This is a genomic window from Pseudomonas sp. LBUM1669, assembly GCF_059695705.1.
In genome coordinates this window covers 305,924-320,109 of record NZ_CP166785.1, presented here as the reverse complement: position 1 = coordinate 320,109, position 14,186 = coordinate 305,924, and the positions used below count along the sequence as shown (strand labels likewise).

The window sequence follows — 14,186 nt, the reverse complement described above, 5'->3', positions numbered from 1 at the left end:
CTGTCAGCGCCCTTTAAGGGTGTAGCGGAGTTGGAAAATGACATCGACCAAGCTCTTCACCACCGCGCGTTGACGCTGATCAGTGCCGGCATTAAAGAACGTCAGAACAAGCGTCCCGGTGTTGGTTAAATCGCCTTCAAATGGCAAATACTTCGGATCATTAAAGTCGACCATGAACATCCCCGAGTCATCGAGCCCTCGCGAAAGCGCCACAATCTTGGTTCCCAAGCTTAAGGTGGCCTCCACATCCTGATAAGGCCCGAGCAGCGCTGGCAACGTGATGCTGATATTCTTGAAACGCCCGACCTTACCGGTACTGCCATAGGCGCCGTTCAGCCCAAGGGAAGCAATATCCAATGTAATAACCAGCTTGTCAGTGTTGAGCATCTGGACAGTGACTCCGCCAGTAGTCGCCACCGGCATATCCTGCAGCGCCCCAGTCAGCAACGCAGAAAAACCACTACTGCTGTTAGCTTGCGTAATCTGAGTATTCAGCGAAACAGTCTTCTGAATCTCCAGGCCGCGCTGATCCATGCGCAAAAATGTGTTTTCCATTTTTTGCAGCTCCAACTGCAAACTTTCACCTGCCAGCAAACCTTGATATAGATCGTTCCACATCGGAGTCGTAAACAGCGTGGCGGTATTGCTTGCACCGATTTCTCGCCCCAAGGCAGCTTTAGTCGTCAGACACAATGCCAGCGCGCTGTCATACAGTTGGTAGTAAAGCGAAGAGAGTCGACCAGCCATCCAGTTAAACAACTCCAGCCCGGTAAAACGGTTGCTTTGCAGTGCGTACTGCGCACGCAAGTTGCTCAACTCTTGGGCATACAGCCCTCGCTGTTTCTGAGCCATCGCCAGTTGCTGGTTCTGCGACTGGATTTGTGCCGTCAGCTGTTTGACTTCGAAGTCCGCCGTTTCTTTTTGAATCTGCCAGTCGGAACGTCGACGGCGGTATTGCTCGCTGATGTCCAGTCGCTGAGCGGAGGTTTCAAGTATCGTCGCCGCCGCTTGCAGCCCAAAAGCAACCGCCCGTGCCGCGCCCCCCCAACGACTGCCACCACAGGCCAGACCGAACGTGTTGGGGGCCAGTTCCACTGCTGCCCCCACCACGTTACTGATCAGCGAACTGGTATTCAGCGCACCTGCCGCCACACGCAGATCCATAGCTGACTGTTCGCTGCTAGAAATCCAGTTGTTATACAGCCCGTTGTAGTGACCCAGACGCGACTTCGCGCTCTCCAAAGCTTGCGTGGTCGCCGCCACCCCAGAGGTCAACGAGGCAATATTGTCGACTTGAACCTCCTGTGTCAGGGCCGAAATTTGTTGCTGCTGGGTCTGCACCAACAAAGTCATGTACTCGCTATCACGCTGCTGCAGCGCCGATTGCAGCGCGTTACCAAACTGAATAACGCTGCTTACCGCCGTACGGGCCTTGTCCATCAATACTGGGAAGCGAAATTCACTGGTTAGCTGATTGCCAGGGATCGAAACACTCGCCGTGCCGTTACCCGCGCCGTGCTGCTGTTGCAACTCGGTAGGTGAAACAGGTGTGGCATACAACGGCAGCACCATGGGCTGACCATCCAAGGTCAGGTTGTTGCGTAGGTTAAAGAGCCGCACCTCCAATTTATCCCAGTACGTCAAAAGGTCAGCGTTATACGGCGGCAGAAAGCTGCCGTTATCTTCATTGAGATGAGCCTTGAATAACATTGCAAGAGCGTTCGAAGACTGCAAATCGATACTGTTGGCCGACTGGAGACTGCGAGCGGAAACCTCCATCCCTACGGTGGGATTGGACCAGCTATTGGTGTAGTTGATATCCGGTCGTGGGCCAAGTATTTGCGAGGCTTGGATATAGTACATTTTAGCCTGAGAGATATAGTCACGCTGCTGCATCCGGTAACAGCTGTCGCCATGCTCTATCAACGTATTCATGTAGCTGAGGAAAAACGCGACCTTATAATGCATAGGATCATTCATGGCGATGACGTCTGGGTCGACCGTTTTTGGAATAGACGAATTCCAGGTCTGATCTGTTTGCAGCGGCACCACGTTCCAATAACGAGTCTCACCATCTGCCGTCTCCAGTAGACCGTCGTTATTACGGTATCCAGACGGGGAAAATACATATTTATGCCACAGCTCTGAGCGTGCGTAGTTCTGCTCGGTCAAGTAGCGATCCGCAATCAGGAAACAGCTATGGAAGAAAATCTCCCAAAAATACAAGCCATACGGGCCATTAAAATCAATGGGAATTGTGTTGTTGAACTCCAGGGGTGTGGTTTGAGTTGTATACTTCAAAATACCGTCAACACCCTTCTTCTGCAGAAGCTCACAAAAAAACGGAGCTGATTTTGTTACAAGGTGCGCAATCGTTTGTGGGGCAGCAGATAGAGTCAACATGTACTTTGAAGTTTCGGAAAGTGGAGATAAATAGTCCACCCCCCAAACTACTCGCTCATTATCTAGGTAAAATGGAGCCCCAGAAACAGGGACTGCAATATTTTTAGCGTACGAAGAGAACACATATAGTGTTTCAAAGCTACTGCCATCGTTGAGGTCAGTGATCCGTATGAACTTAGCTTTATCTTGGAGCGTATACTTTCCGCCATTAGCTGGACCGCTATCGAACAGATACCCATCGTAATCATAGCATGATACAAACAGGGTGCCACTGTATGCGAAGCTGATAAAAAGATCTTCGAGCCCTGTAACCTTGGCCACCGCTCCGCCTTTCATGCTGAATTCATCACCAACTTTAACTCGCCCTTGCGGGTATGTAAGATCGGAGTAAATCACGTTATTTTTTGGAGCCGAACTCTCGGAAAAGTAATAGAATTTCTGCTCCTGCGCAGAAAGATCATTAACAAGAGCAAAGTCAAATGGGATCGCTGGGATTTTGGTCTTTTTATTAGAGACCCATGCGCCATCTTCTGCCAAATACCAAATATTACTGAAATACTCATAGGATGGAGTAACAATTCCTGAGCCAATCGCGCCAGACTCCGTCTTACTGATCCAACAAATATACAAGCGGTTATTGTACCAGCAGGGCTTAACAATGTTATTCACCGCCTCACTAGCGGGTGCACTAATCTTGAGCCATTGCGACCAAGCCCCAGCCGTAGCCTGATCATTATCATCACGCACCGCCATATTGTAGCTGCGCCAGTAATATGAGTAAGGGGCGTTACTAGTTCGCCCAATAAAATAGAGAGTATCCTTGCAATCATCCGAAGCAGTAAGCCCTGCTTGATAACCACTAATGGTTTCCAGGTTCGCTAGCGTCTCGAAACCCAGCAAGTATTGTTGAAAACCTGTTTCCACTCGACTATCAGAAATCCTGCCCTGATTAATGGTTTCTTCGAGAGCTTTAAACAACTCTGTCTTATTGTAGCGTAGGCCGGGATCGAGGTATGACGAGGGGTAGTACTGCAAGCGCTCTTTACCCGCCCAGGTCGAAAATACCTGATTATAATCCGGCCAATCATAAAGAAAGCCGCCTGGTTTAGACTCTTCAACCATGTTCGATCCGACGGTGTTGTTGACATCCGGATCAATTCCCCCTAGGCAGCGGTTGATGTACAGCTGCAGGCTGGAAATGGCTTCGGCCACCCGCGAAGTCACTATTTCGGGTCCAATCCGGGTATCAAGCAATAAATACTCGTAAAGTTCCTCAGCGCTTTTTACGTGCTGATCAAGGGATGTGCCATCTTCCAGAGTCGTTTGAGGAATGCAATAGTTTGTATAATAGTCAACCAGTGCGTCGCGTCGTGCGGTCTGGATAACATTGATTACGGTGTGGTTAGTCATGATATGAGTCCTAGATTCGATACAGTGATAACGGGTTCAATGTTTGATCACAGCCGTTAATTGTTCGGCGACACCAGCAATCAAATCCGATGCTTCCGCGCTGACATTCGGTTTGGACATTTCATATAGCTGTGCAATGCAGTTGCTTCCGACGCCCAAGTGCGTACTGGCTTGCATCCAGGTTTCCAGAAGACAAACGTCATCGAAGCATTTTGGAAAGCCTGATTTTTTTGGAAGATCTGAATAGATCTTTTGATTAATCAGAGAGCTATTCATCAGGACGGTTTGCTTCGAGTCCCAGCCATGGACTCTCGCCAGCGCGTCAAGGACAACTGCACTCGTTTGGCCCGATTGATTAGCCTTTTCGAAATAGCCGATAGCTTCGGAGGCCGGAACAACGACTCGCAGCAACCATTGCTTAAGTCGCGCGACGCGCAACAGCAACGGCATGGACGGCTTTGCCCCGCTGGTCTGTATATCCCCCACGAAGTCGCCGGGGATGAACCAAGCGTAGTCGTCGACAATCAAGCTCAGATCTTGCTCAGTCAGATCGGCCCATTGAGCAATCAGGGCGTACTGCGCCATGCCCTGGCTGTAACGCGCAATGTTGGCTGAGGCTTGCGAAGTCTTCGCGCCGGCTTCAGCACCGTGCACCCGCTTCACATCTGCCCAAAAATCACCGAGACCATAGGCCGTAGTGCCATCAGGCATACGGAAGAACGAGTCTTGCCATAGCAGCAACTTACTCATTATGTTCGGTTTACTGTCAAATGTAGGCGCAATGGCTTGATACAGCCTTTGTTGAAGCGCTGAAGAGAGCAGTTCATTGGCCTGTTGGCTAGACGCATCACTATCGTGGGCAAGAGACGTGAAGAGGTTGTGGGTGAAGTTGTACAACTCGGGGGTGAGGACGGAACTATGGGCGTCCGTCGTCATGCTCAGGAGGGTGGGAAGATCCAACTGGTTGTCGACCATCCAGGCAAGAACTGCTTCGGTCTGCCGAATAATCTTAAGTGTATCCAGCGTCCCATTCGCAGCTATTTGTGCAGCACTGTTTTGACCGGGGTTGATCAAATCCCAAAGCACGTTCGCCTCAGTGAAACTCAGGCCAAGCATGCGTGGAATCATGGCCAATCGGTAGAGCTGTGCATAACGCACCGAACTCATGAGTACCGTGTTGGACTTGTCCAGGTTAAACGCCAGATGGGCCATCCGCTGGAGTTCATCCGCAGAGACTTTCAATGCCCCACAAACGATGGTCGTATTAGCACTGTTTACCGACGGATCAAAGTTGAGCGTGGCGTCCAGAGCCAGGGTGGTGCCATCCAAGGGCAACGTGAAAAGTCGTTGATAAAGGCTCTGTTTGGACTTGCGGGCGAAGGTATTCATATCACCTATGAAACAGGTGAACTCTTCTGAGGAAATTCCATACAGGGTCGAGAGACGGGTGAACTCGGCAATGATGCTCAACACCGGAGTGTCAAGCCGCATTGGCCTAAGCGGGTGGACAGCCTCATTCGCATTTTTGACCAGCCAATCGAGCTCATGGAATTCAAGCTTGACTTGACGCTGGAGGCGAATAAGTCGCTGCGCCCGATCACAAAACATCACGTCGTTAGCGCTGGACAGCTGCAGTTCAAGCTTATTGGTATCAGAAATACAAACAAGCAAAGAGGCAGGCTCCAAACTCTCATTCGATATGTAGGTTTGCCCATATACGTTGACGTTAGCAGGTACGTTATCGCCGTAGCGCCAGAACACGGACTTCCTAAGGTTTATGCCTTTACCGATCGTCACTTTAGGTACGCAAGCAACGACAAAATCATCGAAATAGTATTCATTGCTTGGATCATCATAGGTTTCCGTCAACTGGATGGTTGTCGTCGTCGAGGTCGCCAAGAAGGTGAACTTGACCGTGGCTCCGCTGGCAGTGGCGGTGGTATTCAAAGATTCAAGCGCCGTCGCACCATCCAAGGCCTGGGCCGTTGCCGTACAGGCCGAATAGGTATTGTTATGACCGCCCACCCAAAATTGCACGACATAGGTTTCGCCCGCCACTGTCGCCACGTTTTGCCGGATGACGCCATTCATTGAACTCCCACTTTCGAAGGTCATGCGGCCATTGGGATTAAGGTTGACCGCTCCACTGGTGGTCCAACCTGTAGCCCCACCGGTAAAGCTACCGTTGGTAACGAGGTTTGCGGTATTCGAGGTCACAGTGGCTGTACGGGTCAGTCCTGTGCCACTGATAAGTCCCAGGGTGCCGTTGCTCAAGACCACATCCGCCACGGTGAAGGTACTTCCAGGATCCTCACTGAATGTGAACGTAACCGTCTTACTCACCGTGACCAGCTCCACTATTTTGCCCTGCTGGCTGTAGTGCTGCTGGTAAATACCTGTGCCGCTACCGTCCTGTCCAGCACTGACCCAACTGACGGTCCAGCCACCATCGGCTGTGGCCGTGATGTTCGGCAGCGTCTGCTCGCCAGTGGTGAAGATGTCATTGACCAGCTGTTCGACGCCCTGTTTGTTGCCGTGGGCATCGTAGCGCTGCTGGTAAATATCATTGCCCGAGGTGGCGCTGAACTGGTTGTTGCTTTGCCAGGTAACCACCCAGCCACCAACCATAAGTCCGGTGACCGCAGCCAATTGCTGGTCTCCAGCCGTCACATCATTGACCCGGTTTTCCGTCCCTTGGGCCACTCCTGCCGCATCGTAGCGCTGCTGGTAGATACCCAGACCGCTGCTATCCTGTCCGGCACTGGCCCAGCTCACTAACCAGCCACCATCAGCCAGGCCGGTAATGTCCGACTTCGTCTGCGGGTCGGTGGTGAAGGTGTTGCTGCGAGTTGCCACCCCACGCGTACTGCCATCGGCGTTATAGGCCTGCATATAGATGCCCGAGTCGGTATCACCTGGGCCCGGGCCTCCCCAAGCCACCACCCAGCCGCCATCAATGAGTCGCGCGATGGCCGGTTGCCCGATACTCATGTTGCTGACTGTAATGTTTCCTCCCACGGTAGCGCCATTGACGTCATAGCGCTGGACCATAGGATGGGAGGTCCCCGAGCGGGGATCCTCGAACACCACCACCCAGCCGCCACCGACTAGTTCAACTACGTCGCTTCGGCCTTGTGAGCCTAAGGTCGCTACATTCACTCGAACTTCCGCGCCCACCTTGGCACCATTGATATCGTGACGCTGCTGGTAGACACCCCAGCTATTGCCGTCCTGATTATTACTCGTCCAGGTCACCAGCCAGCCGCCATCAGCCAGGCCGGTCACCCGCGAATCTCCTTGGTCGTTAGCCGTGGTGGTATTGACCTGCGTTTCAACACCCACGGCAATCCCGATAGCGTTGAAGCGCTGTTGATAAACGCCCTGACCACTGCCGTCCTGCCCTTGGCTGTTCCAGGTCACCAGCCAGCCGCCATCGGCCAGGCTCGCCATGCCCTGTTCACCGCGAAAAGCTCCTGAGAGCACAGTTCCTTGATTTCCCGCGACAGTGGTATTGACCAACTTTTTCAGCTGAGGAGACAGGTTGCAAGTGGTACCGGTAATGGTCGGGGCGGTTCGGCCACCTGAGTAATCGGCCTGAGCGGTCATATCGATTAGCTGATTGAACGACAGTCCAGTACGCGCGATAAACTCATCGACCGATTTTAGTTGCTTGGTAATATCAGTCTCGGAGGACAGGTTGTAATGACGTTTTATCGCCGTTTCATTAGAGACAAGAGTCCCCAGCACGGTGTAAAGCTCAGGTGCCAGTTGTAGTTGCTCTCGCGTTTTCGGTGACCTCGTGAGGTCAGGAGACTCTGAGCCACCCAGCCCATCAGGAGTGATGGCGGTGAAGGTTGTCAGTTGATCGTCAGCCAGTGCTGCCCAGAGCTGCAGGAGTGACAATTTGTTTTGCGCAAGTACGCTACGTACTTGCACAAGGTTATCGTGATAAGGCAATGTCATTGGGTAATAGGTAGCTTCCAGCGTCTGCAGATCTGGTGAGCCGGAAGATGCTTGAATGCCTTTCAGCAAGATCTCATTCAAGATAGCGAGCGTTGAGATTTCTTTATTGAAGTTGTCTTCATTCAAAACGAGATCTTTGATATCTGGACGGCGCTTCTCTATGTGGAGCGGACTGATTTCGGCATGCAATTCTTTGGCTATTCTATATAGTTCAACCAAGTAACGGCCAGGCGAAAACAGCGACTGAATTGATGTCACCTCCGCATAGCCATCACTGGAACGCTCGTCAAAAAGATCATCAAAATCAACAGCCCTTCCCAAAGAACGCCCAATGGCTGCATGCAACTCTTGAGGGAAAGGCTTGATGCCGAGCTTTGGAATCCCTTGCGTAACCGGATCATTACGAGAAAGCAGTGCGCGATTAATACTGTTCAGGGTTTCGACACGCGTGCACGCCGCAGCGTGAATTGCTTTGGCTTGCTCATCGGGCACCTCGACTAATGCGAGGCAAAACTCTTCCAACGGCTCGTCGAAAATATCAAAAATCGTACTAAATCCATGCTCAGTCAGCTGTGTCAGTGCAGCTTTATTTTCCGTGAGCATTTGTAGCGAAGGCATTAGAATATCGGTCATGATTTTATTCTCAATAATTCCTGTTAATTAAGTGAGCGCATTACTTCACTCACCTAGGATGGGTGTGCCAAGACGCGAAAAACTAAAACACTCATTATCAAACGACAATACGATGAGACCATTTTATTCATTCGTAGAAAACCGCAAAACATCTGCTCGCCCGCCGTATAAATTTAAAGGTCTGCCTATCCGCAACAAAACATAATTCAGGCCAGCAAAGGCTACAGCGAACACTTCCAAGAGCCGAGAAACCCACCCAATTTAGCCTGACGAATACTTAATACAACACCCTATAAAAAAACAAAAGCAAGGGTCTGAAATAGTAACGCTTACAGCTAATATACCGTTACGCCCGATGTTGTTCCAAGCAATTGACATGACAACTATAATATATAAGTATCTCAAATACTTGAGAGGCTAAGGACGGTCTGAAGTACCCACCGATTTTGATGTCCTCACTACTCGAGGTTCAAAAAATCATGAGTCGGTCGGAAAACAGACCTTCCTGTCCTTAATGCACGGTTCTTTCCTCTGATCGCGCTGTTTCGGGGCGATTGACCCGCATTACAGACGCACCTCGCCCATATGGGCGAGTTACGCGTGTAACGCGGGGAGCTGGGCTGAAAAGCCCGACGAAGCAGTGTAGACGGGCGTTTCTGCGCTAAGCAACGCTGAAAGTCGTTTTCGTTTCGACTAACAGCACGCTCACCGCGAGTTGTTCGGAGTTTCCCTAAGGAAGGTCTGAAGTAGTCAGCGATTTTTGATGCCCTCTTTGGTAGAGGTTCAAAAAACACTGGTTTGGTCAGAAATCAGACCTTTCCTGTTCTTAACTCATCGTTTCACCCTTGAACGACGCCTTTTCAAGGCGCTTTTCCCGGATTACAGGCGCACCTCTCCCACAACCAGCAGCCGTTTTCGCATCATCCACAGATTCGACAGGGCAAATAGCGTGGCCTGTTGCGCGGTATTTTTCATCAGGCCGCGAAAGCGCACTTTCGTATAGACAAACTGACGCTTGATTACCCGAAACGGATGTTCAACCTTGGCGCGTACTTGGGCTTTGGGGTATTCGATCTTGCGCCGCAGACGACCGATCAAACTCTTTTTTCCATGCTTTTTATAGCTGCTTGGCCGGGCGGCAATCGACCAGATCATCTTGCGATCCTGATGCTCGGGACGTTTGTCCACGCCGGTGTAACCGGCGTCACCAGACACGTAAGTTTCCTCGCCGTGCAGCAACTGATCGACCTGCGTCACGTCCGCCACATTGGCCGCCGTGCCCACCAGGCTATGCACCAAGCCGGATTCAGCGTCGACGCCGATGTGCGCTTTCATACCAAAAAAGTACTGATTCCCTTTCTTGGTTTGGTGCATTTCGGGATCGCGTTTGCCGTCCTTGTTCTTGGTCGAACTCGGCGCGTGAAGGATCGTCGCATCGACCACCGTGCCATGACGCAACAGCAGGCCACGGTCGCCCAGATAGCCATTGATAACCTGCAAAATCCCGCCTGCCAACTCATGTTTTTCCAACAAGCGGCGGAAGTTGAGGATCGTGGTTTCATCGGGAGTCCGATCTAGGTGCAGCCCCGAAAACTGGCGCAGGATCGTGGTCTCGTACAATGCCTCTTCCATCGCCGGATCGCTGTAGCCGAACCAGTTCTGGATCAGATGGACCCGCAACATCGCCATCAGCGGATACGCCGGACGACCCCCTTCGCCCTTTGGATAATGCGGCTCGATCAAAGTAACCAAGCCCTTCCAGGGCACGACCTGATCCATCTCGATCAGGAAGCGCTCGCGGCGAGTCTGCTTACGTTTGCCGGCATATTCGGCGTCGGCGAAGGACATCTGTTTCATGGGGCTCAACCGTCGTGTTCGTGTCAGGCGAGTATTTCACCAGATCTGGAAGTCTTCTTCAGAGTTTCCTTAGGAATGGTCACTGCCCCGCTTCCCAGAGAGGTTGCGCCACCGGCCCCACGAAACCGTATATTACTCGACAGGATAGAGGACCTATTGAGCGCCTCACTCGCTCCCCAAAGTCCTCAGTTTTTCCGATCCGGATTAAATTCAGAACCTCCTACACACCCGCTCCCTGCACCCCCAAGACTCTTCTGCGCAGTCGTGCTTTGGAATGCCCCCCCAACGATGACGAAGTAAGAGAACGTGCCTAAACTCCATGGGGCTGCGCCAAGCCAGCACTCGTGCTAAATGAGTGTATAATTTTTACAAGGTACAACTAATTAAACAATAGTGAGCAGGGGTTTTTGGCACCTTCTGGCTCGTACTAATAGGGTTTGGCAGCGCGGTGTTATCCGTACAATTCTCCCCGGTTTTGGAATTGGCTCATAGTCTTGTTCTTGGCCTTCGAACTGACAGTGCGGACCATGGCATACGCAATTGGACACATCTCCGATGGCCAGCTTATCCCCGCAGTATCATTCGGAATCTAGGCCGCGGGACGCTTTCCAGCTAGGGGCTGTTGACGTTTCACCGGAACAGCAGAGGAAGAAGAGCAAACCCGCAGAATAGAGGTTCCAACACCGACAATCCTGCGAGCTTGCAATGCCCCGAGTGATGCTCAGTGACGAGCTTTGGTCGAAGCTGGAAAAAATTCTGCTTCAGCAAACTATTTACCACAAGCCTGATTTGCGATTGACCGTTGAGGGGATGCTCTACCGGATGCGCGTTGGTTGTCCGTGGCGAGATCTGCCCAGCGCTTTTGGATGCTGGAACTCAGTCTCCAAGCGCTTCAATGCGTGGTCGGTGGCTGGCAAGTGGCTCAAGGTTTTCAATACGTTGATCGAAGACCCAGATTTTGATTGGGCTTTCATCGACGGAACCTATGTGAAGGCCCATCAGCACAGCACGGGGGCCGCCAGTGACCAACCAGAAGCGATCGGCAAAAGCCGCGCTGGCCATACGAGCAAGATCCACCTGGCTGTCGATGCACATGGCTTGCCTGTGGCTTTCGAGATCACTGGAGGTGACGTCAATGACTGTACTGCCGCCCGTGAATTAATTGCGCAGCTACCATCAGCCGAGGTCATCGTTGCCGACAAAGGCTACGACAGTGAGCGTATTCGCGAACAGATCGAAGCCCAAGGTGCTCGACCAGTGATCCCGAGAAAGCGTAACTCAATCAAAGGCAATGACGATCTGGATAAAGGCCTTTATCGCTAGCCACCACGCACAAACGGAACAGTTGAGCCCCGATGAAACAGATGTCCTTCGCCGACGCCGAATATGCCGGCAAACGTAAGCAGACTCGCCGCGAGCGCTTCCTGATCGAGATGGATCAGGTCGTGCCCTGGAAGGGCTTGGTTACTTTGATCGAGCCGCATTATCCAAAGGGCGAAGGGGGTCGTCCAGCGTATCCGCTGATGGCGATGTTGCGGGTCCATCTGATCCAGAACTGGTTCGGCTACAGCGATCCGGCGATGGAAGAGGCATTGTACGAGACCACGATCCTGCGCCAGTTTTCGGGGCTGCACCTAGACCGATGAAACCACGATCCTCAACTTCCGCCGCTTGTTGGAAAAACATGAGTTGGCAGGCGGGATTTTGCAGGTTATCAATGGCTATCTGGGCGACCGTGGCCTGCTGTTGCGTCATGGCACGGTGGTCGATGCGACGATCCTTCACGCGCCGAGTTCGACCAAGAACAAGGACGGCAAACGCGATCCCGAAATGCACCAAACCAAGAAAGGGAATCAGTACTTTTTTGGTATGAAAGCGCACATCGGCGTCGACGCTGAATCCGGCTTGGTGCATAGCCTGGTGGGCACGGCGGCCAATGTGGCGGACGTGACGCAGGTCGATCAGTTGCTGCACGGCGAGGAAACTTACGTGTCTGGTGACGCCGGTTACACCGGCGTGGACAAACGTCCCGAGCATCAGGATCGCAAGATGATCTGGTCGATTGCCGCCCGGCCAAGCAGCTATAAAAAGCATGGAAAAAAGAGTTTGATCGGTCGTCTGCGGCGCAAGATCGAATACGCGAAAGCGCAGGTGCGGGCCAAGGTTGAACATCCGTTTCGGGTAATCAAGCGTCAGTTTGTCTATACGAAAGTGCGCTTTCGCGGCCTGATGAAAAATACCGCGCAACAGGCCACGCTATTTGCCCTGTCGAATCTGTGGATGATGCGAAAACGGCTGCTGGTTGTGGGAGAGGTGCGCCTGTAATCCGGGAAAAGCGCCTTGAAAAGGCGTCGTTCAAGGGTGAAACGATGAGTTAAGAACAGGAAAGGTCTGATTTCTGACCAAACCAGTGTTTTTTGAACCTCTACCAAAGAGGGCATCAAAAATCGCTGACTACTTCAGACCTTCCCTAATCGGTATTGCCGAAATGGGGAACCATAGATTCATCAGACTACTTTACCGGTTCAAGAGCGGTGCCCAGTGAGGCATTTATCGGGTGGTCTTACGCGGACCGAAGGCGTCATCGACCTTGGCCATATCCTGCTCGTTCAACGTCCCGGCGTAGTAGTGCAACTTGGTCCAGGCCATCAAGTAGTCATAGCGTGCCTGCGCCAAATCGCGGCGGGTGGTAAATAGTTGTTGTTCTGCATTCAACGCATCCAGGTTCACCCGCTCACCGCCCAGGATGCTTTGCTTGGTCGAAACCACCAGCGCTTCCGCCGATGTCAGGGCTTTCTGATAAGCGCGCAACTTGTTCACCCCCGACAGGCAGGCACTGAATTGCCGACGCAGCTCGATCAGGGTTTCCCGGGTCTTGCCATCGAGTTCGTACTCGGCCTGTTCCATGGTCCGGCTGGCCTGACGGGTCGACGCCGACACCCCGCCGCCGGCGTACAACGGCACGCTGACTTCAATGCCGATGGTGTTGGTGTCGTAACGTTGGTTGTAGGTGTTGCCGCTTTCCGATTCGTTCTGGCGCACCGAAGCGTAGGCACTGACTTTCGGCAGGTGTCCGGCGCGGTTGCGTTCGACTTCATACCGCGCGACTTCCACCGCCTGACGCTGGGAGGCCAGGTTCGGGTTGTTGGCCACGGCCATCTCGTGCCAGGTGTCGTAGTTGGCCGGCAGTAGGCTGAAGGTCTGGAAGTTCTGGTCCAGCGGTGCCAGGTCCGTGATGTCGACGGCCGGCACGCCAATCAGCGCACCCAGTTCACGCAAGGACGCGTCCTGCTCGTTGCGGGCCTCGATTTCCTCGGCGGTTGCCAGTTCGTAGCGAGACTCGGCCTCAAGAATATCGGTGCGCGTGCCCTCGCCCTGGCGGAACATCTGCTCGTTCTGCTGGAACTGCTGCTCGAAGGCTTTCTTCTTCGCCTGCGCGATGTCGATCTGATCCTGAGCGAACAACGCATGGGTGTAGTTTTCCAGCACCCGAACCAGCAATTCCTGGCTCTTGCCGCGGAAGGCTTCGTCGGCAAACAGCGATTGCGCCACGCCTTTGCGATACGCCGCGTAGGCTTCGTAATCGAGCAATGGCTGTTGCAGGGTCAGGTTCGAGCCGTAGCTGCCGTAGTTGCGGTCCTCAGTGAAGTCCGGCCGACCTTCATTGATTTGGGTAACCTTGGAGGTGTTCCGCCCCTTGTTGTAGGTGTAACCAATCCTGGGCAACAGCCCTGACCGGCCAATGATGCGGTTCTCCAAGCCGGCATCGCGTTCCTTCATGGCGCCAAGGAACACCGGATCATTGCGCAACGCTTGCTCGTAGATCTCGAACGGCCCCATGGAGGCCATCACACTGTTGCACGTCAGCAACGCCAGGGTGGCTGCGAGCATTGAAAGCTTATTCATACAGCCGAACATCC

The 14,186-nt window shown here is 52.7% G+C and carries 4 protein-coding genes and 2 pseudogenes; 2 read left to right on the top strand and 4 right to left on the bottom strand.

Going from position 1 to position 14,186, the window contains the following annotated elements:
- Window positions 1–3: 3 nt before the first annotated feature.
- The 3 genes from ACA051_RS31235 to ACA051_RS31225 all read right to left on the bottom strand — a co-directional run bounded on the left by ACA051_RS31235 (window position 4) and on the right by ACA051_RS31225 (window position 10,266).
- Window positions 4–3,813 (bottom strand): Tc toxin subunit A-related protein, encoded by a 3,810-nt coding sequence (locus tag ACA051_RS31235; RefSeq protein WP_497375808.1) that lies wholly within the window; start codon window positions 3,811–3,813, stop codon window positions 4–6.
- 36 nt (window positions 3,814–3,849) lie between these two features.
- The gene (locus tag ACA051_RS31230) at window positions 3,850–8,409 is read right to left on the bottom strand and encodes a Tc toxin subunit A (RefSeq protein ID WP_497375806.1); all 4,560 of its coding nucleotides are present in this window, start codon (window positions 8,407–8,409) and stop codon (window positions 3,850–3,852) included.
- Between the two features lie 879 nt (window positions 8,410–9,288).
- A complete protein-coding gene (locus ACA051_RS31225) occupies window positions 9,289–10,266 on the bottom strand; it encodes an IS5 family transposase (protein ID WP_497375804.1) in 978 nt (325 codons plus the stop codon).
- Window positions 10,267–10,971: 705 nt separating this feature from the next.
- On the opposite strand from ACA051_RS31225, the pseudogene ACA051_RS31220 reads away from it, so the two are divergent.
- Window positions 10,972–11,586 (top strand): annotated as a pseudogene (locus tag ACA051_RS31220) (IS5 family transposase); the annotation flags it as partial.
- Window positions 11,587–11,621: 35 nt separating this feature from the next.
- Window positions 11,622–12,591 (top strand): annotated as a pseudogene (locus ACA051_RS31215) (IS5 family transposase).
- 225 nt (window positions 12,592–12,816) lie between these two features.
- On the opposite strand, the gene ACA051_RS31210 reads toward ACA051_RS31215, so the two are convergent.
- Window positions 12,817–14,184: a TolC family outer membrane protein gene (locus tag ACA051_RS31210; protein WP_497375802.1), complete on the bottom strand. Its 1,368-nt coding sequence runs from the start codon at window positions 14,182–14,184 to the stop codon at window positions 12,817–12,819.
- Window positions 14,185–14,186 lie beyond the last annotated feature (2 nt).